Source organism: Candidatus Poribacteria bacterium (assembly GCA_021295715.1).
Taxonomy (GTDB): Bacteria; Poribacteria; WGA-4E; order WGA-4E; family WGA-3G; genus WGA-3G.
The window spans coordinates 13180-35049 of record JAGWBV010000053.1 but is presented as its reverse complement, the minus strand read 5'-3'; the positions used below and the strand labels follow the sequence as shown (position 1 = coordinate 35049).

Here is a 21870-nt window from a genome sequence, read left to right as displayed (position 1 = left end):
TGTAAAAAAAATTGCGCTTGACATTGCAGTGCCAGAGTGTTATACTTAACCTCGTAAAGTCAATTCCGCTTTTTGAAAGGATGTAGGGCCTTGTGGTGATGGCTAAAATTAGGATGCGTAGGATTCAGCGGAGGCGCGATATGAAGGGGAGTCCTGTCTTAAATCTTAACCAAAACTTGTAGCCTATAATGAAAGGGAAGGCGGATCCTCTGAAAGGCACGTCAATACCGCAACTCCGATTGTTTAACCGCAAGGAATAATTAAAAAATGAATCTCGGACTCACGGATAAAATTGCAGTTGTGGGTGCTTCAAGCAAAGGGCTTGGGCGCGCAATTGCGCTCGGTTTAGCACATGAAGGAGCGAAAGTCACGATCTGTGCAAGAAATAGCGATGCCTTAGAAGCAACAGCAGATGACATTCGCAACCAGACCGGCACGGAAGTTTTAGCGGTTCCAACCGACGTTAGCCAATCAGAACAGGTTGGAAATCTCATTAGCACAGCGATCGGACACTTCGGTGGTATCGACATTTTGGTGAACAACGCCGGTGGTCCCAGAGCCGGACGGTTTGATGACTTGGATGCACAGGACTATCAAGACGCCGTCCATTTGAACCTGATGAGCACAATAAACCTCTGCCGCGCTGTTGTTCCGACGATGCGGGAACGTGGTGGTGGACGGATCATCAACCTAACCTCTGTCTCTGTCAAGCAACCTGTCGACAACCTCATGCTATCAAACATGGCACGGACGGGTGTAATTGGATTTGCGAAGACCCTCGCGACGGAGTTAGCACCCGACAAAATCCTCGTTAATAATGTCTGCCCGGGTATTATTTTCACCGACCGCATCCGTCAACTCGCGACGGTCCGCGCAGAAGAGGGGGGCATCACGTTTGATGAGGCACTCGCGAATATGACTGCCGATATTCCGCTCGGTAGGATCGGCGATCCAGACGAATTTGCAACTTTAGTTGTCTTTCTTGCATCGGGATGCGCAAGCTACATAACCGGAACTACGATTCAGGTAGATGGCGGCATGGTCAAATCACTGCTCTAACGCGAGTTTGCGTTAAGCATTCCTCGGGACTTCGGGTCAAGTCGAAAAAATATAATTTGGGTAACCTCCGAACGCGCTATAAATAGCACCACTACGAGCAAACCCGTTTGTAGTAGGGCGATCCATCGCCCGCCAATTACACTGCTCCAGCATGCTTGGACGGAGGCATGATGAACGATGTTAATATCCGTAATCATTCCTGCGTTTAACGAAGAGCAGACCCTTGAGCAGGTCGTTAGGGCTGTTAGTTCGTTACCCATCGAAACGCAAATTATTGTTGTCAACGACGGTTCCACCGACGGGACTTACAAGGTCCTTGAGGAATTGCGTGCGACTTATGAACTGAGTGTCGTGCATTGTCAAGAGAACAGAGGAAAGGGTTTCGCAATTCGGAGGGGTCTTCAACATGTGAAGGGGGAAGTGATTGTCATTCAAGACGCAGACATGGAATTAGATCCAACGGATCTCTCTGAGGTCGTGAAACCGCTTAAAAAAGAGAACGTTCAAGTCGTCTACGGCTCAAGGTTTTTGGAAGGACGCGGGAACGCGAGTCTTCATAACTTTATCGCGAATCGCATTCTCGCGACCTATACAAATCTCCTTTACGGATGCCAAATTACCGATGAATCAACGGGCTACAAAGCCTTCTCAGCAGAACTCATAACACGTTTAGATTTAACGTGTGAAGGATTTGAATTCTGTCCGGAAGTCACAGCCAAGATTTTACGGGCAGGTTATCGTATCTATGAAGTGCCGGTCTCCTATTTCCCGCGCACGAAAAAGCAAGGCAAAAAACTCCGATTCTGGTCGGATGGTTTTTTTGCTGCATGGACACTTTTAAAATACCGTTTTATATCAGAAACCGAACTTTTTAAATAGTTAATGGTTGTCAGTGTTCAGTTTTCGGTTAAGAGGCGTTTTCACAATTCACACATACTTAGCGCACGTCACGGAAAGGTGAATTGTTACAGGCATCCCTCTTAACTTTAACCATCAACTCGACTCTAATACAAGACAGCAAAGCTGGTAAATCCTAAAAATATATGAACAGTTTTCGTAGGGGTGTTTACTTGGGTGTTTCCCGCAGGGGACCCACCCCCAAATATACCCCCTATCGCGGTAGGCGAGGTTTCTAACCTCGCCGATGCAGCGTGTCAAAGTAATTCTAAAATCTACCATAATAACCGATAACCCAAATACGGAGGTTAGATAGCGATAATGTTAAAAAAAACAACGTATTCTATACTCATTCTTCTACTAATAGGCGGCATGTCCTTCTTAGCGTTTGGACACAGTAATCTTCCTACCCTGTTGGAAGACGTTAATAAAGACGGTGTCGTGAACATCCAGGATTTGGTGCTTGTTGCTGGTTCTTTCGGGCAGCCAAGGGATCGCAATGCCGAGCAGGACCCTGATGTTAATCGTGACGGAATCGTCAATGTCCTGGACCTCGTTCGCGTGGGCAACAGTTTTGGACAAACCGCCCCGGAAGAAAACTCAGCGTATCATGATATTCAGGAGTATGTCTTTGACAAGAGCTGTGCCAACAGTGTCTGCCATGCTGCGCCTGCAAATGCTGGCAATTTGAATCTCACCTATGGTCTCTCCTACGAAGATTTGGTTGGACGTGAGCCACAGAACCCATCGGCAGCAGCAGCGGGTATGAAACTCGTTGATCCAGGGAATCCAGAGAACAGTTTTCTTTTAGCGAAACTGATGGGACCGACAGCACCCGAACAAGGGGCTCGGATGCCATTCGGTGGTGGCATGCTTCATACTGGTAAAATAGATGCGGTTCGGACGTGGATTGAGGCTGGCGCGCCGCAGACCGGTAAATTAGTAGGTATCGGGGACCTCGGTGTCCTACGCGATCCTGACGAAGTTTTTGAACCGCCCGCGCCGCCTACCCCCGGCGAAGGTTACCAACTCCGTTTGCCGCCGTTCAAAATCGAACCCGGCACTGAACGCGAAATTTACTACGCCACCCAAATCAGAGATGAAAATGGCAATCCAGTGGACGGAGACATCTTTATTAACAGAGTCGAGATTTTCTATCCTTCTGGTAGCCACCACTTCGTCTTATATCGCTTCACGGAAGAAGGTTTGGCGAACGGTGTGCCAGAGAGAGGCATCACACCCGGCATCGGCGTTAATTCGGAAGATGCTTTCCGCGAACTCGACCCAGAGGATCCGCAGATACTTGGGAATTTCGGTGTTGACAGACTTTTCGTCGTCGGAACACAAACCGATGATACCCTATTTCAGTTCCCAGAGGGTGTAGGGTTACGACTCCCCGGTGACACCATTTACGATCTGAATTCGCACTACATTAATCTGCTTGGTGACGAAACGTTACTCGGTGAAACTTACGTCAATATCTACACGATTCCGGAGGCGGAAGTCCAGTACGAAGCCGTTGAAATCTTCGTTTCTAATCGGTCCATTAACGTCCCGCCCGGAACAACGCGCGTCGCCAAAATGTCGTGGTATGTTGAAGATGAGTTGGAACGCCGAGGCCACGACCCAAGTGCCGCGCTAAATGTCTTTTTGCTGACATCCCACATGCATCGGCACGGAGAATTGTTTGAGATTTTTCAGGGATCATCAGGCGACTTGTTGCATCGGAGTATTGCTTATGATGATGCCCCCATTGACCTCTTTGATCCAATCCTCCGCTTAGATGGGGAAGATACAATCAAGTTCCAGTGTACCCATAACAACTATGACACGGATGAACCCCTCATATTTGGACTTACGTCTGAAGATGAGATGTGTATCATTTTTGGCTATTATTATATCCCGACCGAAAGCGCGGGAGCAATAATTAAGTAGAACCCGCTTCATAAACACAGGAAGGCGCGCTCTTTAAGCGCGCTTTTCTCTTATATGAAAACCACTCATTCAAGAAAAGACAACTTTATGGAAGCCCTTGCGCACCAGATTCTGGTGTGCGACGGTGCTATCGGAACCGAACTCCGCAAACGGATTCCCTCACATATACAGTGCGTTGATGCCTGCAATATCTCTACAGAACATGCCGAGAAAGTTGTAGCGGTTCATCGCGCCTACATTGAGGCGGGTGCTGATGTTATTCAGACGAATACCTACCAAGCAAACAGGGAAGCATTAGCAGTCCACGGCTTGGCTGAACAGGTTGAAGAAATTAACAGAACAGGCGTGTCCCTGGCACGAGCGGCGGCACAAGAGACATGCTATGTTGCTGGCTCCGTCGGTCAAATCCCGTTCCAAACCTTAGATGCCCCTACTCCATCCACGAAGACAATCCGACGGCTTTTCAAGGAACAGATGGATGTGCTCGTCGATGAAGGCGTTGATCTTCTCGTCCTTGAAACCTTTGTCTCTCCCAAACAGGCAGAAATCGCTACCAAGCAAGCCCTCACATACAGTGTTCCTGTCATCGTTGAAATCAGCGGCGTTTCAGGTGGAACTGTAGGTGCGGGATTAGATGTGCGCGTCTTTGCCCAAGAGTTAGAACAGCTCGGCGCGCACGCAGTCGGCATCAATTGCAGAGGACCGCACGATCTCGTTGAGGCAATGGAGTTAATCGCTCCAGTCATCAAGGCACCTATTGTCGTGCAACCGAATGCTGGTAATCCGAGAGTAGAGCAAGGTGAAATTGCTGTCTCCTATACAGTCGAGGCTGAAGTATTCAGTGACTACGTTGGCAAGTTAGTCGAACTTGGTGCGAACATGATCGGCGGCTGTTGCGGCACGACCCCGACATACACGGCAAAAATTCGACAAGCTGTCACCGGGCGTGAACCTGTCGAACGAGAGCAGCGTATTTTCGTGCTTCCAAAGATTGCGTCTACCTCCAAATCACCAAGCGATAATCCTGTCCAGCAAGTATTTGAAACGCGCGAACGCATTGTAAGCGTAGAAATGCGCGCCAATACTTTTCCGCAATTGCGAGCAATGTTGAAAGAAGCAAAAAACCTCGCTGCAATCGGTGTAGATTTATTCGATGTAACCGACAACTCCGGTGCTGCCGTGAATATCGGGGCTATCGCTACAGCCTATCGACTCCAGCAGTCAACCCAGATTCCGACGCTTATCCACTGGACGACCCGATCCCGTAATCTCATCAGTATGCAATCCCATCTTCTGGAAGCGGAAGCCCTGGGGATCCGAGGCATTGTCGCCTTATCCGGCGATCATCCGAAAGCTGGACCATATGAGACTGCGAGTCTCGTGCCGGATGTTCGGGGTGCGGTTCAATTGATGGGACTCATTAACCGACTGAACCAAGGCGAACTCGCCGATGGTTCGTCGATCGGTGAGCCGTGCAGCTTCTATTACGGTGGTGGCTTCACGATTGCAGAGAATCTACAACCACACGTTAAGCATCTCGCAAATAAGGTGGCGCATGGTGCGAAGTTTGCCTACACACAACCCGTCTGGGCATACGAAGATATTGCCCGTGCGCAGCAGGCAACGGAACATCTCGATATAAAGGTTCTCTACGGTATCCTTCCGCTTACGAGTTTCCGAAGCGCATCCTATCTACGCGACAATTTGGGGCTTTACATCCCACAGTTTATCGTTGACAAATTCCGAGACCTTGGCGACACCGCCGGGCATGAACTCGGTATGCGACTGTGCTTAGAATTGGTTCAGGAGATCCGTAGCCAAGATGAATTCGCTATCGACGGTATCTACCTAATCCCGCCCGCTCGCATGAATTGGAAAAACAGAGCCAGGGTCATCTCAGAAATCGTGAAAACTTATCGTTAACTGTCTTGCCGCGCCCACGATTCCAAACTATGAAAGATCGTGAAACTTCAATCCCATCAGCACGCGTTACAGGGCGTTCGCTTCTCTTAGGCATCTTATTCATCCCAGTTAATGTCTATTGGATGACGCTTGTTGAGGTGAAGTATTACTCCCTTGACGGCTCGTGCCTCCCCCTATTTATTCAACCTGTTTTCATCATGTTCGTGTGTGTTGTCGCCAACCTTGTGTTGAAACGTATCGCACCGCGACAGATGCTACATCAGGGGGAACTGCTCACCATCTATATTATGGTCGCGATTTCCTGCACGTTCGCCGGACACGATACGATGCAAAATATGTTCGGTAGTATCGCACACCCTTTCCGGTTCGCGACTGAAGAAAACGAGTGGCAGACCCTCTTTTTTCGGTATCTACCGGCGTGGCTCACTGTTTCTGACGCACAAAGTTTGCAGGGGTTTTATGAAGGAGAATCCACTTTCTACACACGGCATAACTTTTCGGTTTGGACAAAACCGTTGTTGTTCTGGGGACTCTTTTTCCTGATTATGATGTTTATGATGCTCTGCATCAACACGCTCGTTCGTAAGCGGTGGGCAGAGCAGGAAAAGTTGGCGTATCCGATTATCCAACTCCCGCTGCGACTCTCGGAAGATGGCGGTATCAGTCTCCTGAAAAATCGGATGATGTGGATTGGATTCAGCATTGCTGTCGCCATTGGTGTTATTAACGGCGTTCATTACCTCTTCCCACAGTTTCCAGAAATCCCTTACATCAAACGGACAGCGGTCTTTCAAAACATCTTCACTGACCGTCCATGGAATGTGATTCGTGGCACCCGTATCTCCGTTTACCCGTTCGCAGTGGGGTTAGCGTTTTTCCTGCCGTTGGATCTGTCGTTCTCGTGCTGGTTTTTCTTTGTCGTTCGTTTAGCGGAATTTGTTATCGGTGCTGCACTCGGTACGCGCTATTTCCCCGCTCTCAATGAACAAGCATACGGGGCATGGGTTGCGCTCTTCCTCCTCGCTGTCTGGGTCACACGGCGCCACTTGATTGAGGTCATGAAAAAGGTGTTTGGGTTTAACTCGCGCCTCGATGATTCTGACGAACCGATGCCTTACCGTGCCGCTTTTTTAGGTATCCTTGGTTCGCTCGTTGCGCTCGGTATTTTTGCTTCTATAGCGGGGATGTCATTATGGGTTGCGGGCGTTTTCTTCGGTGTGTACTTCTTACTCTCCTTTGCGATCACCCGCGTTCGAGCAGAACTCGGCACACCTCATGAAATTTACTACGTCAATCCGCACGACATGTTGGCGACAGTCGGCGGCACTCGGCAGTTTGACACAAGTAGTCTCACCATCATGTCCCTTTTCTACTGGTTCAATCGTGGTTACCGTAACCACCCGATGCCGAATCAGATAGAGGCGTTTAAACTCGCGGAATCAACGGGGATGGGGAACCGACGTTTATGGATGGCGATGTTGATTGCGATTATCGTCGGTATTCTGGTAACCTTCTGGGCAAACCTTGACATCACCTTCCGTAACGGGGCAGTCGCGAAAGCAGGCGGGTTCAAAGGATGGGTCGGCAGAGAATCGTTCAGTCGGCTCCAGCGATGGTTACATAACCCAACCGAACCGAATGTGATTGGCATCGGTTTCATGGGTATCGGTGCGCTCTTGACGTTCGTGATGATGTATATGCGGATGCATTTCTTATGGTGGCCCTTCCATCCCGCAGGCTACGCGCTTGCAATCAGTTTTGCGATGGATTATTTCTGGTTCGCCTTCTTCGTGGCGTGGTTCCTGAAATTGATGATTTTACGGCACGGTGGTTTACGGCTGCATCGTCGGGTCGCACCGCTCTTTCTGGGACTCATCTTAGGCGATTACGTTATCGGCAGCATCTGGGCAATCATTGGACCTGCCTCCGGCTTGCGTACCTACAAAATCTTTATCTGAGAGCGAAAGTCATGAATCTGCCCGTTGGAAAACTGAAACACGACTTTTTAAAAGAACTTCTACCCACACACGACAGAAATACAGACGTGGTTGTCGGTCCACAACTCGGCGAAGATGCCGCAGTCATGGCATTCGGGGACAATTACCTCGTTGCGACGAGCGACCCGATAACCTTTGCGACTGAAGATATTGGGTGGTACGTGGTCTGTGTTAATAGCAATGACATCGCTGCGATGGGGGCTGTGCCGAAATGGTTGCTGGTAACGCTGCTGTTACCCGAAGATGCAACCACCTCTACAATGGTTCGCGACATCATGGCACAAATCACAGAGGCATGTGCGGCGTTCAACATCGCGCTTTGTGGTGGACACACCGAAATCACACCTGCTGTGACACAACCCGTTGTCATCGGACAAATGATGGGGGTTACCCATAAAGATACGTTGTTCACTTCGGCGGATGCCTGCGCAGGGGATGCTCTCATTCTCACAAAAGGAATCGGCATTGAGGCAACAGCAATCATCGCGCGCGAGTGTGAAGATCAGTTGCATGATAAATGTGATGCCCAATTCTTGGAGCAGGCAAAGAACTATCTCACGGATCCCGGAATTTCTGTGCTAAAGGATGCCCAAATCGCAATCGCCACAGGTGGCGTGCACGCCATGCACGATGTCACAGAAGGCGGTGTCGCAACCGCTGTTTACGAGTTGGCAACCGCCGCCGAGTTAGGGGTGACCGTCTATTCGGATAAACTTCTTGACTCACCCATATTGTATAGCAATATAACACGGACGTTATGTGATATGTTTGGACTCAATCCGCTTGGTATCATTTCATCGGGTGCCATGTTAATTGCCTCGGCACCTGAAAAAGGCGAAACAATCTGTCAAGTCCTCGGTATGGCTGGTATCAATGCGGATATTATCGGAAAGTTTTCACCACCTGAGCACGGATTGTGGTTGGAAGATACCACTGGCAGACAACAACCACTACCTATTTTTGAGACGGACGAAATCGCTAAACTTTTCTAAGTTCCTTTGAATGCTTCCATCCCTCCTTGACATCTTCTCGGAATTACGCTATAATACAAATTATCAGTTCAGTACATCACCGGAGGAAACCATGGGAGCCTCTGCAGCACAAACATACCTCACCCCCGAAGAATACATCGCTTTTGAACGCAAAGCACTTCCAGACGCAGAAATAATCAGGCATGAGTACTTAAACGGTGAGTTAATCGCGATGTCTGGCGCGAGCCGGGCGCATAACCTCATTACAGGTAATATATCTGGTGAGTTCCGTAACCTGTTAAGAGGGAGCAGATGCGAAACTTACGCGAACGAGATGCGTGTGAGCACCCCCACGACAACATCCTATTTCTATCCAGATGTCGTTGTCGTTTGTGACGAACCCCGTTTTGAAGATGACGTTTTCGACACACTCCTTAACCCTATTCTTTTGGTAGAAGTTCTCTCACTCTCAACCAAAGCGTATGACCGAGGCGAAAAATTCGCGCACTACCGACAACTCCCATCGTTGCAGGAATACCTCCTCGTCGCCCAAGACGAGGTTTGTGTGGAGCACTACCGTCGCCAAGAGAAACAGTGGATTTTCACCGAATTCCAAGCTATTGAGGAAAGTCTACCCCTTACCTCTATCCAATGCGAATTGTTTTTACAGGAAATCTACGAACGCGTCACGTTTCCTGAGTAGCGTTTTGGAGAACCACAAGGGCGATTTTGAAGTAGGACTCCAAGCACATACTTCCGTCAAACACCTTTGGCACCCCTAATTTCAGTAGATGAACACCGATTTGCGAGACTATCCGCTAACAAGTACCATCATTAAGCTGAAAACCGGTCGGGTTCAACTCACAATCGTAGAGGACCCCGATTGGTTTCTCGAACGACTCAGTCGAGAAGACGATCAAGGCAAACTTTACCTTCCCTATTGGACCTATCTCTGGGAGTCTTCGATCGGTCTCGCCCACCACATAGAAAAAATCGGCACGCGCCTAAAAGATGTGCACATCTTAGAAATCGGATGTGGGTTTGGACTGGCAGGAATTGTTGCCTGTCAAATGGGTGGGCGCGTGGTTTTCACGGATGCGGAACAGGAAGCACTCCGCTTCGCACACCACAACGCCGAACAGAATGATGTGAGCCAACGCGCCGATTTCGTCCTGATGGATTGGAACACCCCCTGCTTCAATCGCAAATTTCTGTCCATTCTCGCCGCCGATGTCATTTACGAAGAACCGCATTGGATACCGATCCTGACGCTACTTCAGGAGCATCTCGCCCATAATGGTGTCGCTCTCTTTTCCGAACCGAATCGTAGCAACGCGACCGGTTTTTTCAAACTGCTCACTGACAACGGCTTCGTCTATCAAAAGAACTCCACCCCTGTCACATTGGACGGACAAACCTCTCAAGTTAATATCTACGCCGTGCAGCGGTCTGTATAGTTCAAGTATACGGGGTCAACCGTGTAAACGGTTTCGCTGTAACAGAAACCTGTATTGCCCAAAAAACAGGAAAAACGCTGACATTCTGCTAAAAAAATAGGCAAAAATTAGCACCCCGCGAATCTTCTGCGGGGTTTCCATTTTGCAGAAGTGTCAGGCACCTTAGGGAAATCAATGTTCTATATGTTTGGCAAGGTTTTTGCTAATGGTGTATTGAGGTCAGCATACCTCCGTTGTTGCAGCACATCTACGTGGTATTAACTTGGGAAAAGGTGGAGAATGGAAGCAGTCCCCTCAACGCCGGAATCCCCACCCGTTACTGGGAAGGGGCGAATTTTAATCATTGATAACAATCCAGAACGCGCACATTCGCTAATCCAGATACTGGAAGCAAGCCGTTACAAAGTCGCTGTACCTGTGCGTCTACAGGAAGGTTTAACTGAGCAGGTTACACAGATAAAGCCAGACATCATATTGATCGGCGTTGACTTCCCAGGACAAACGGTTCTCAGTTGGGTCGCGTCTCTGCACGAGAGTTACCCGTGTCCGACAGTCATGTTTTCACGTGATGAACGATCGAAAACGATTCAGGCAGCGACGCGTGCGGGTGTCTCGGCGTATGCCGTCGGGAAACTTACGGGTGCCCGAGTGAAAACCATTATTGAAGCAGCTGTCGCTCGATTCTACGAATATCGGGCATTGCAAGAAGAACTTGAAAAAACGAAAACAAATCTTGCCGAACGCAAAATCATTGAACGTGCGAAGGAAGTGGTCGCACAGCAACGTGGCTGCAACGAATCACAAGCGTATCAAATTTTGCGGAAGATGGCGATGAATCGCAGAAAACGGCTCGCGGAAATCTCACAAGACGTGCTGTCTGTCGCTGACGTTTTAACAAATAAGTTGTAGAAGTAGTGCTTGTTCAAGGGTGAACAAAGTATTCACATCAGAAAGTTCTGTTCTCTCAGAATACGACTGATGTGTCCTGCACTCCTGTAATGAATAACGATAACACCTAACCGAAGGTGGAATATAAAATAAAGGCAAGTTGTGCCTTGATGGCGCAATTTAGGTCTGGACACAGGTGTCCATTCAGCTGAGTCTTATACTCGCTGATGGATGCCTTTTTTTGTTTCTGAAGGAGATTCAAAGGTGAACCAATCAAAAAAGAAAGTTACTTCCACAAGCCGAGGTGTGCGTTCAGCACCGAGTTTGAAAAGCGCGAGGGTTTCCAAAAAAGCAAAGTCCAAGATAAACGCTGCGGAAGCTCTGAAGCGAGAGAAAAACGGACTTAAGGTCATCAATGATATTCCAAACTACATTCAGGAGGGTTGGGAATCTATTCCCCCGAACGAACGTGATCGGCTTAAGTGGGTAGGTGTTTTTTTTCGAAAGCAAACCCCTGGTGCATTCATGATGCGTCTCCGTATGTCAAGTGGCTTTAGCAATTCGGAGCAGTTCCGCGCCATTGCTGAAATCAGTGAAGCACACGGACCCGGGTTCGTTGATCTCACAACGCGTCAGCAGATTCAATTGCGAGGTTTCACGATTGAGAATGTCCAACATATCTGGAATCGGCTCGAAGAGGTCGGTTTAGGTTCACTCCAAACAGGCTTCGATAACATCCGCGGTGTGATCGGATGCCCCGCTGCGGGCTTGACACCCAATGAGCTCTTTGATGCTTCGCATGTCGGTAGGGAATTCACAAAACTCTGTGTTGGTAATAAGGAATTTACCGATATTCCGCGGAAGTTTAACGTCGGTATCACAGGATGTTTGGATAACTGCACGCATACCGCCTCGCAGGACATTGCCCTTACACCAGCGGTGAAAGACATTGACGGTGAAAAGATAAACGGCTTTAACGTCGCTGTCGGTGGGAAGATGGGTTCTGGTGGTTACACCCTCGCGCAACCCCTTGATGTGTTTATTACGCCTAAAGAAGCCTCAGTCTTGTGTGCGGACATTACGCTAATCTTTCGAGATCACGGACCTCGGACAGCTCGCAATAAATCTCGCCTCGCTTTTCTGATTGCAGATTGGGGTGTAGACAAATTCCGAAAAGAATTGGAAAGCCATCGGCACAGAAAGCAGCCGCTCCTGACAGCGGGGAAAGAAGCACGTGGTAAGAACAAGACTGATCACACGGGCATTTTCTCACAGAAACAGCCACACCTCAACTACGTCGGTCTTGTTGTCCCAGTCGGACGGATGACAACAACACAACTTTCCGAGGTCGCCCGGATCGCAGACGAATACGGCAACGGCGACATCCGTCTCACACAGGGGCAGAATTTGATTATTACCAACGTGCCAGACGCAAAAATCGGAGACCTCACCGCGGAACCGCTCTTACAGGAACTCCGCTATGATCCTTCGGAAGTCATGCGCGGTATGGTGAGTTGCACTGGCATTGACTACTGCCACTTCTCGCTGATTGAAACCAAAGAACGCGCCATGGAAGCGATCCGACATCTGGAGGCGAAACTCGGCAACACTAAACCGCTTACGATACACTGGTCGGGATGCCCAAATGGGTGTGGCAACCACGCTGCGGCAGACATCGGACTCCTCGGTAAGAAGACCAAAATTGACGGGATCGTCACCGATGCAGTGGACGTATTCCTGAAAGGAGATGCCGGGGCACATCCGAAAATCGCACCGAAGTTATTGGAGAACGTCCCTTGCGATGAACTACCGCAAGTACTTGAGGGACTCATTCCTTACCTCTCACGGAGATAGGGTGGAAGTCACGGAGATAGGGTGGAAGTATGGAAGGGTGGAAGGGTGGCAAAAGCATCTCCTCCAATCTTCCAAGTTTCCTTCCTATCAAAATTTAATAATCTTTAAAAATTGGAGGCATTAATGAACATAAAAAATAAAGCGACACAAATAAATCTTTTCAGTTTAAAAACCGTTCAGATGCGCACCTTCCATACCACATGGTTTGCGTTCTTTCTTGCCTTTTTTGGATGGTTCGGTATCGCGCCACTCATGGCAATTGTGCGTGAAGACCTAATGCTAACAAAAGCACAAATTGGTAACACGATTATTGCCTCTGTTGCAATCACAGTTATTGTGCGAATCTTAATCGGACCGCTGTGCGACCGGATCGGTTCTCGAAAGGCGTACACGTGGTTGCTGATTCTCGGTTCACTACCCGTCATGGGTATCGGTCTCGCTCAGAATTACGAGACGTTTCTGCTATTCCGATTGGCAATCGGTGCGATCGGTGCCGCGTTCGTCATCACGCAGTATCATACATCAACGATGTTCGCCCCGAATTGTGTCGGCACAGCAAACGCAACAACAGCAGGCTGGGGGAACCTCGGCGGCGGTGTCACGCAGATGGTGATGCCTCTCATCTTTACCGCTGTTCTCAGTTTCGGTGTGGACAAATTCCTCGGATGGCGGTTGGCAATGATTATTCCTGGGATCGCTCTGTTTATCACCGGTTTCGCGTATTACTTCCTTACGCAAGACGCACCCAATGGGAACTATAAGGAACTCCGGGACCGAGGTGACCTCGAACCCGCGAAAGGCAAGGGCATGGAGTCTTTCATGCTGGCGATTAAAGACTATCGCGTCTGGGCACTCTTTTTCATTTATGCTGCCTGTTTCGGGGTGGAACTTACTATTAACAACGTGGCAGCACTCTACTACCACGATCATTTCCAGTTAGATGTCAAAACTGCCGGACTCATTGCAGGGTTGTTCGGTCTAATGAACATTTTTGCGCGGACTGTCGGCGGGGCTTTTTCTGACTTCTTTGCAAAAAAGATGGGACTCCGTGGACGCGTCATGTTCCTCTTCGTTGTCCTGTTAGGTGAAGGGATCATGCTTATCGTGTTCTCTCAAATGGCGGTTCTCGTGCTTGCTGTCGGCACGATGATTGTCTTCAGTCTCTTTGTGCAGATGTCCGAAGGTGCAACTTATGGGATTGTCCCGTTTATTAATCGAAAGGCGTTAGGAGCCGTTGCAGGTATTGTGGGTGCGGGTGGAAACGCTGGTGCAGTCGCAGCGGGTTTTCTGTTCCGTTCTGAGAGCATCACAATGCAGCAAGGTTTGTTATATCTCGGCATCATGGTTGCAGTCGCTTCGGTCGCTACAGCATTGGTGAGATTCTCACCGGCAGTCGAAAACGCAGAGAAGAAAGCATTTGATGCCGCACTCGCTGAGAAACAACGCCTGAGAGCTGAAGCTTTTTAATTTATGGGAACCTGGGCCGCTCTTCACTTCGTTACGAGCGGGTTTCTGGTTAACAACATACATCTTATAGCATAAACCGCGTAAGGGCGAGGTCCTCTTGCCCTATATGCGAGTTTAACGAAACCGTAGCCTGCAACAACGGTGCAGGCGGATATACGGAAAGGCACTTTCAATGCCCAACTTACCTGACCGAACCGCAAGGAAAGTTAAAAAAACAGGAAAAGCGGTATGTCCCTATTGTGGTGTCGGTTGCGTCATCCGCGCAACCGTTCAGGATAACAAAATTATGAGGATTTCAGCGGACGACGATGTCGCCCCAAATTACGGTATGCTCTGTCCAAAAGGCGCACATCTCAAACAAGTTTTTCAAAACCATGACGGAAGGCTCGCCTATCCTATGATTCGCGATCGCCGAGGTGAACCACCACGTCAGGTTTCGTGGGACGAAGCCATCGCCTTCACAGCAAATCGGCTCCACGAAATCCAATTGGAGCACGGCAAAGATTCTATCGCATTCTACGGCTCCGGACAGTTGGACACAGAGGCTTCCTATGTTTTCAATAAACTGTTCAAAGGATTCCTCCGGACGAACAACGTAGACACGAACAGTCGGTTGTGTATGTCTTCTGCGGTGGTCGGTTACATGCAGTCGTTCGGTTCAGATGGACCGCCGACCTGTTACGACGACATCCAGCACGCCGATGTTTTTCTGATTATCGGCGCGAATATGGCGGTAAATCATCCCGTTCTCTTCCAGATGATTCGGAAACGGCGAGCGACTGAGTCGAATACACGGATTATCACCGTGGATCCGCGACGCAGCAAGACAGCGGAATTTTCAGACATCCACGTCCCCCTTGCCCCTGGAAGCGATGTCGCCTTCCTCCAACTCATCGCCAAACGTCTCCTTGCGATAGGACGGATTAATAGACGTTTCGTCCGAAGGAGCACAGAAAACTTCAGTGCTTATGAAAACCACTTGGATAGCTTAGATGAAGATGATCTTCTCACTGCCTGCGATATTCACCCCGCGCGTATCGACGAGATTGTCGAATATCTTTCTAAGCCGAGTCGTTTGCTTAGTTTTTACTGTCAAGGCACGAATCAAAGCACAAGCGGTGTTGACAAAAATGTCGCCCTCATCAACCTACATCTCCAGTTAGGTGAAGTCGGTATAAAGGGTGCCGGTCCGTTCTCACTCACAGGGCAACCGAATGCGATGGGCGGTAGAGAGGTCGGATATCTATCACACCAATTACCCGGTTACCGGGTCGTCACGAACGATATGCACCGCGCTTATTTAGAGGGTGCCTGGCGCGTTCCACCCGGTAGCATTGACCCGAATCCCGGTCTAACAGCAGTCCCGATGTTTGAGGCGGCAGCTGAGGGTAAGGTTCGCGCCCTCTGGATCGCCTGCACGAACCCCGCTGTCAGCATGCCCGATACAAAAGTGTCGCAAGCAGGACTCCGGCGTGCTGATCTGGTCATCGTGCAGGATTGTTATTACCCGACAGAGACATCGGAGTACGCCGATGTGATCCTTCCTGCAGCGCAGTGGGGTGAAAAGCAAGGCACTATGACGAACAGCGAACGGCTTGTCGTCCGAAGTGAGCAGTTCCTCACGCCACCCAGTGAAGCGAAATCGGATTGGTGGATATTCACGCAGGTCGCAAGAGCGATGGGATTCAAACGGAATTTTGATTTCTATACACCTGAAGAGGTATGGGATGAATATCGGCTTTTAACCGCAGGGACACCGTGCGATCAGATGGGAATGACGAACGAACGGCTCGCGAAGACATCACTTCGCTGGCCCTGTCCTTACCCGAGACACCCTGGGACACCTCGTCGGTATACGCGTAGGAAGTTTTTCACTGAGTCTGAGAAGGCACAATTTCATACGCCCGTCTATAAGCCTCCTGATGAAGATACAGATGCAGAATTTCCGCTCGGCTTAACGACAGGACGCGTTGAGAGCCAGTGGCATACCCGGACCCGGACGGGCAAGGTGCCGCAGCTGGTGCGTAAAGACCCGGAACCTTTCGTGGAAATCCATCCCGATGATGCGGTAGAAAACGATGTTCAAGACGGTGAGTGGGTATACCTTGTCGGGCGACGCGGAAGGTGCTATGCAAAGGCACGTGTCACAGAGACGATTCGACGTGGCTTACTCTTTACGCCTTTTCATTGGGGGGATCTTTTCCATGCCGAAACGAATGCGAACTATGTCACGAATTCTGCGTTTGATCCGGTATCCAAGCAACCGGAGTTGAAATTCTGTGCTGTTCGGATTGAATGTGATGATTCGGGGGGACGAACCACCGTTTAAGGGAGGATCTATCTAAAATTTTCTCGTGAAGGGCGTTCTTGCACTATCGGTTTGAATGCTTGCATGATGCAATGTAGATAAACTGGGTTGGCAATTTTACACATCCTGTCAGTGCCTCTCGCGAGCACTCCGTACGTTGCGAGTTCATTAATAAGTTCATTGCGTAGGTTGAAAGGCACCCCTTCCTCGTACAATAGGATCCGCATCAAAAAGCTTTCAAAGCGCGGGTTTCGGCGGATATTGGTTATCAAATGTGTTAGGTTGGTGTTATTTTCGTCCAAAAGTTGTATATGTGCCTCTGAAAAGTGGGTCATTGTCAGTGTTTCGGTTTTCGGAATGTCCATCTCTTCAGTAAGTATCTGTGCGAATCGGTTGACGAGGAAGGGTTGTCCCCCCGTCTGTCTGTGAATAGATTCAATCACTTCTGGAACAAAGGCTTGTCCGGCCTCAGCAGTATATTGCCTGAACAGCTCTCGCACCTGTGCAAGCGTAAAATTGGACAAAGCAAAATCGTCATGGATATTGAACGGAGAAACAGAGCGATCATAGTCAAGTTGTGCGATGCTCTTGACCCCCACAATGCCAAGGCTGTGCGGACATTGAAGCGTAGCGTGAGTGATGTAAGTATGTCGAAAAGCGTGCAGAAAACCCTTCAGGGCAGATGTGGGGATGCCATCAAACTCGTCGATAATGAGAACAACCTTCTGCCAATCTTCCCCGTCCTTCAGGAAACGCTGAACCCCTTCAAAGAATTCCATCATTGATAAATGATTGGTTATCTGGGCATTGTCGAGAAAATGCTTTAGTGGTTCGTCAAGTGCCTCTCTGCGCTTTTGGAAAACGCGTTTAATTTCCTTACAAATCTGTTTGGTGAGAAAGTTGTAAAATTCGGAACGACTGCAGTCGACATATATTTCAAAATTCAGTTGAATGGGAAAATAGGTGAGGTCTTCAGCAGTAAGTGCTGCAACGGCACGTTGGAAAAAAAGTCGTCTTACCTGTCTGCCGCGGTGCGAAGATGACAATATAGCGTCCCTCTTTGACGCGCTTAATGAACTCTGTGAGTTCTTCCGTGCGTGCGACAACATAGTGCTGTTCAGGGTTCACGGGTCCCTGTGTGCCAAACCTTCTCATCTGTGTTCCTTTTGTATGGTTTGTGTTTCAAAACACGAATGGTGTTATATTCTTTTTCTATGTTAGGGCAGGTTCGTAGTAGTGCGATTTATCACACTGCTACACAAGCGGTTAAATTCCTAATCCAAGACCTTGTTAATCGCTTCTTGAATATCGCTAAGTTTTGTAGAACGAATAAAAAATGCAATGCCCCGATCGGGAGATCAAGGCACTGGAGAAATCAGATACTCTTTTTTTTAGAAACCGAGTTGTTTGTTCACAATGTTCTTCAGCTCTTCACCCTTCAGATACCGTTCCAAGTTATCCAAGAAGAACCCGGTAATCCGTTGCATACGGCGCTGCGAACCTCCCGCAGAATGCGGCGAAATGATAATATTGTCAAAATCCCACAATGGACTGTCTGCCGAAAGCGGTTCGATCTCAGTGACATCCAAGCCTACCGCAGCGATTGTACCGGCGCGTAGAATCTCAATCAGATCGGGTTCATTGACAATCGGACCGCGGGCGACGTTGATAAAGAACGCTGTCGGTTGCATCACGGATAGGTTGTCCTTATTGATGAGTCCCCGTGTCTCCTCAGTCAACGGACATGCAATCATCACAACGTCCACTTGGCTCATCATATTTGAGAGCTGATCCATCGGCATCAGTTCATCAACGGTGTCGGGTTTATCGGTGCGGTAGGCATCGACAGCCATAACGTACATATCGAAGCCCTTTGCGCGCTTTGCCATCTGCATCCCAATGCCACCCATGCCAACAATACCGATCTTGAACCCATCAATCTCGATCATTGGCATTGTCCTTGCGCCACCCCATTGGTGTTTGTCCTGATTCCGAACGGATTCGTGGATACCCCGCGCCAATCCGAGCAGGAGTGCGAACGCTTGGTCTGCGACGTGTGTTCCATATAAGCCTGCAGCGTTTGTTAGAATGACATCACTCTCACGAAGCGCGGGGTACATGTGCCGATCCATGCCTGCGCTGGAAGATTGAATCCATTTGATATTGGGTAGGTGCGGAAATAGGTCTTCACTGCAGTAGCCATAGAAGACTTCAGCATCTTTGCCCTCTTCAATAAGTTCCTCGCGTGAACCTGGGATAACAAAGGTGTGTTCGTCGCCGACGATGCCTTCTAATCTCTGGAGGAGTTCACCTTCAACACGTCCTTGAAGTAAAATCTTCATACACTAAGGGTCCTTTCATAATGTAATATAGGTAATTGGAAGGATGGAAGAAGTAGGAGAGGGAGGGGGGCCTCCACACTTCCCTCCTGCTTCCACCCTACGTTCTGGTTTTCATTGCCATGGTGGGGTTTCTGGCAACAATTCCTGAAACTTGTCAATCAACGCGTCCTCATAAGTACCGGCGTATTGTCCGTTGAAGAATTTATCCATCGCCTCGTCAAGGAAGAGTTGCCAAGATGTGTCCTCGGAACCGGGATTGACAGGAAAGAAGAGTGCCCCTACATCTCTTGCCGCTTTCAAATCGCCGGGTGAATCACCGAGCATTAAGACATGGTTTTCGGGGTACCTGTCTTTTGTCGTTATCGTGAGATGCTCCGTTTTTGTTCCCATCTCCTGTCCAGCAATCAACGCGACGTAGGTGTCAATTTCGTGCTCAGCCCATTCCCGGACGAGTGCCTCATCTGGCGTTGCGGAAACGACGATGACATCCGATTTGCCCTGAAGCCGTTGCAACGTCTCATGCACCCCAGGAAAGGGTGGAAGGTTGTAGACAATCTCTGCGACACTTTCGTTGACACCGAGACTCCACTCCATCACTTGGCTCAATTCGTCAAGTCGTTCCCCAGTTGCGCTGTCAATTGCGGCTTGCAGTGCGGGATTACCGAGTTTCGTTTCCGTTTCCGACCATTCTCGTAGGTACGACAGTTCCGGCACTGCGACCCCCATGTTTCGCACGAGTGGCATCTCGCGTAAGAAATCGCACACCAGCAGGATCGCTTTAAAGCGATTCGTGCCGCGCGTCGTTGAGTAAAGATTCACAAAATCCCACGCCTGATGCACCTGCCGAGAAATAGATGCCAAGCCGAAATGTTTAACGAGGTTCACGCTGAAACAGTCGTTGTGTTTGACCTCCATACTATTGAAAACGCAACCGTCTGAGTCGATTCCAACGAAAAATTCGTGTTGCGGTTCAAAATCGTATAATGCTTGTTGTGATCCGTGATCCATTTTTTAATTTTCCTTGCGGTTTTTTAATTTTACCTTGCGGGTCGGTCAGGCAGATTCGGTAAACAACAATTGTTTCCGTATATCCGCCTGCGCCGGTGTTGCAGGCTATCCTCTTAGGCTAATCAGGACAGGCGCACTTCACGAGTAAGTGCGGTTCCTAACCGCACCGATTCAAGAGAAACGAGCATCTGTGCTACCCGAAGATACACATATTGGCTTAATTTGCGTCCGTCTCGATAAATTAAAAATTTAATCAACAGTAACTTCCGGGCGACCTTCGAGCATCCATTCGGTATGGAATACCGTCGGTTCCCCGTCTTCTCCGAGGATCGTGTTTCCATCTGCGTCAAGTTTATGATAGGTGTGTGCACCGAAGTAGTCACGCATCGCTTGAATCAGGTTCGCAGAGAGTCTCCCGCTGCGGTAACTATCGAAATAGGCTAAAGCGGAGCTGAATGCCGGAACAGGAACACCGAGTTGTGTGGCTGTGCCGATGACGCTTCGCCAGTTGGGTTGCGCGGTTTCAAGCACATCTCGGAAGTAGGAATCGAGCATAAGGTTCGGTAGTTCAGGATTGCGTTCAAACGCCTCCGCGATCCGATGCAGGAACTTCGCCCGAATGATACACCCACCCCGCCAGCCTAAACTAATCATGCCGAGATCCAAATCCCATCCAAATTCTTCGCTTGCTTCCCGCATTAAGGCGAAACCTTGGGCATAAGAGCAGATTTTCGCGGCGTAAAGCGCGTCGTGAATTGCTTTGAGTGCTTCGTCCCGGTCGCCTTGATAGGTGCCAGCGGGTCCTTGGATAACCTGTTCTGCCGCAACACGTTCGCTTTTAACAGCGGAGATACAGCGCGCAAAAACCGCCTCTGCGATCGTCGGTGCGGAGATACCCAGATCCAGCGCCGAGATACTCGTCCATTTACCGGTGCCTTTCTGTCCTGCCTGATCCAGCACGACATCGACGAAAGGTGTACCACTCCTATCGAGTTGTGTGAAAATGTCTGCGGTAATTTCGATGAGGTAAGAATTCAGTTCGCCACGATTCCATTCGCTGAAGACTTCGTGCATTTCGTCGGCGTCCATTCCCAAGATGCCTTTCATCAGGGAATAGGCTTCACATATCAGCTGCATGTCGCCGTATTCAATGCCGTTATGCACCATCTTGACGTAATGCCCCGCGCCATCGGGTCCGATATAAGAGCAGCAGGGTGTGCCTCCTACCTGTGCCGCAATCTTCGTAAAGATCGGCTCCACGAGTGCGTAAGCCTCGGCTGAACCGCCCGGCATCATGGCGGGTCCTTTGAGTGCGCCCTCTTCGCCCCCAGAAATACCTGTGCCGATAAACAGAACGTCCTGCTCAGCCAACTCCGCATGCCGACGGACAGTGTCGTTGAAATTGGAGTTTCCACCGTCAATAATGAGGTCGCCCGTTGAAAGATGTGGGACCAATTGCCCTATAAATGCATCGACGGGTTCGCCGGCTTTCACCATCAAGATAATTTTTCGGGGGCTGTCTAACTTCTCAATGAGTTCTGGAATGGAATGCGCTCCAGTGATATTTTTGTCCTTCGCAGCACCTGCCATGAAAGCATCCACCCGTGAGAGGGTTCGGTTGAAGACCGCTACCTCAAACCCTTTGCTTTCCATGTTCAGTGCGAGGTTTTCACCCATCTGCCGCCAAATCTGTTTTCCTCCTATGATAGAATCCATTTTGCATATCATAAACTGCAAGAGGTAATACTGTCAATAGAAAAATCA

At 49.3% G+C, this 21870-nt stretch carries 17 protein-coding genes; 12 read left to right on the top strand and 5 right to left on the bottom strand.

Translation table 11 applies throughout. The features are described 5' to 3' along the window. Positions 1–267 precede the first annotated feature (267 nt). From J4G07_13945 to J4G07_13890, 12 genes are all read left to right on the top strand, one after another. Positions 268–1059 (top strand): SDR family oxidoreductase, encoded by a 792-nt coding sequence (locus J4G07_13945; protein MCE2415098.1) that lies wholly within the window; start codon positions 268–270, stop codon positions 1057–1059. 177 nt (positions 1060–1236) lie between these two features. Beyond that, positions 1237–1938 carry a glycosyltransferase family 2 protein gene (locus J4G07_13940; protein MCE2415097.1) on the top strand — a complete coding sequence of 234 codons (702 nt, stop codon included), beginning with the start codon at positions 1237–1239 and terminating at the stop codon, positions 1936–1938. A 339-nt stretch (positions 1939–2277) separates the two neighbouring features. Then, positions 2278–3891 (top strand): hypothetical protein, encoded by a 1614-nt coding sequence (locus tag J4G07_13935; protein MCE2415096.1) that lies wholly within the window; start codon positions 2278–2280, stop codon positions 3889–3891. Between the two features lie 87 nt (positions 3892–3978). Beyond that, complete coding sequence (locus J4G07_13930; GenBank protein ID MCE2415095.1) at positions 3979–5814, top strand: bifunctional homocysteine S-methyltransferase/methylenetetrahydrofolate reductase; 1836 nt, start codon at positions 3979–3981, stop codon at positions 5812–5814. Between the two features lie 29 nt (positions 5815–5843). After that, on the top strand, positions 5844–7772 hold the full coding sequence (locus tag J4G07_13925) for a hypothetical protein (protein ID MCE2415094.1): 1929 nt from the start codon (positions 5844–5846) through the stop codon (positions 7770–7772). 11 nt (positions 7773–7783) lie between these two features. Beyond that, complete coding sequence (locus J4G07_13920; protein MCE2415093.1) at positions 7784–8803, top strand: AIR synthase family protein; 1020 nt, start codon at positions 7784–7786, stop codon at positions 8801–8803. Between the two features lie 91 nt (positions 8804–8894). Further along, a complete protein-coding gene (locus tag J4G07_13915; protein MCE2415092.1) occupies positions 8895–9485 on the top strand; it encodes a Uma2 family endonuclease in 591 nt (196 codons plus the stop codon). Between the two features lie 88 nt (positions 9486–9573). Then, the gene (locus tag J4G07_13910) at positions 9574–10239 is read left to right on the top strand and encodes a methyltransferase domain-containing protein (GenBank protein ID MCE2415091.1); all 666 of its coding nucleotides are present in this window, start codon (positions 9574–9576) and stop codon (positions 10237–10239) included. A 279-nt stretch (positions 10240–10518) separates the two neighbouring features. After that, on the top strand, positions 10519–11148 hold the full coding sequence (locus tag J4G07_13905; protein ID MCE2415090.1) for an ANTAR domain-containing protein: 630 nt from the start codon (positions 10519–10521) through the stop codon (positions 11146–11148). Positions 11149–11391: 243 nt separating this feature from the next. Next, positions 11392–12981, top strand: coding sequence for a ferredoxin--nitrite reductase (locus J4G07_13900; protein MCE2415089.1), 1590 nt, complete (start codon positions 11392–11394; stop codon positions 12979–12981). Between the two features lie 123 nt (positions 12982–13104). Beyond that, positions 13105–14448, top strand: coding sequence for an MFS transporter (locus J4G07_13895; GenBank protein MCE2415088.1), 1344 nt, complete (start codon positions 13105–13107; stop codon positions 14446–14448). A 172-nt stretch (positions 14449–14620) separates the two neighbouring features. Next, positions 14621–16777 (top strand): nitrate reductase, encoded by a 2157-nt coding sequence (locus J4G07_13890; protein ID MCE2415087.1) that lies wholly within the window; start codon positions 14621–14623, stop codon positions 16775–16777. An 8-nt stretch (positions 16778–16785) separates the two neighbouring features. Here J4G07_13890 and J4G07_13885 read toward each other — a convergent pair whose 3' ends face one another. The 5 genes from J4G07_13885 to gnd all read right to left on the bottom strand — a co-directional run bounded on the left by J4G07_13885 (position 16786) and on the right by gnd (position 21822). Beyond that, a complete protein-coding gene (locus J4G07_13885) occupies positions 16786–17802 on the bottom strand; it encodes an AAA-like domain-containing protein (GenBank protein ID MCE2415086.1) in 1017 nt (338 codons plus the stop codon). Further along, entirely contained in the window at positions 17729–17911 is a 183-nt protein-coding gene (locus tag J4G07_13880; protein ID MCE2415085.1) for a hypothetical protein, read from the bottom strand. Before J4G07_13880 ends, J4G07_13885 begins: the two co-directional genes overlap by 74 nt. Positions 17912–18147: 236 nt before the next feature. Continuing rightward, positions 18148–19098 (bottom strand): D-2-hydroxyacid dehydrogenase, encoded by a 951-nt coding sequence (locus tag J4G07_13875; GenBank protein ID MCE2415084.1) that lies wholly within the window; start codon positions 19096–19098, stop codon positions 18148–18150. A gap of 111 nt (positions 19099–19209) precedes the next feature. Then, on the bottom strand, positions 19210–20106 hold the full coding sequence (locus J4G07_13870; protein MCE2415083.1) for an HAD family hydrolase: 897 nt from the start codon (positions 20104–20106) through the stop codon (positions 19210–19212). A 249-nt stretch (positions 20107–20355) separates the two neighbouring features. After that, the gene (gene gnd, locus J4G07_13865; GenBank protein ID MCE2415082.1) at positions 20356–21822 is read right to left on the bottom strand and encodes a decarboxylating NADP(+)-dependent phosphogluconate dehydrogenase; all 1467 of its coding nucleotides are present in this window, start codon (positions 21820–21822) and stop codon (positions 20356–20358) included. Positions 21823–21870 lie beyond the last annotated feature (48 nt).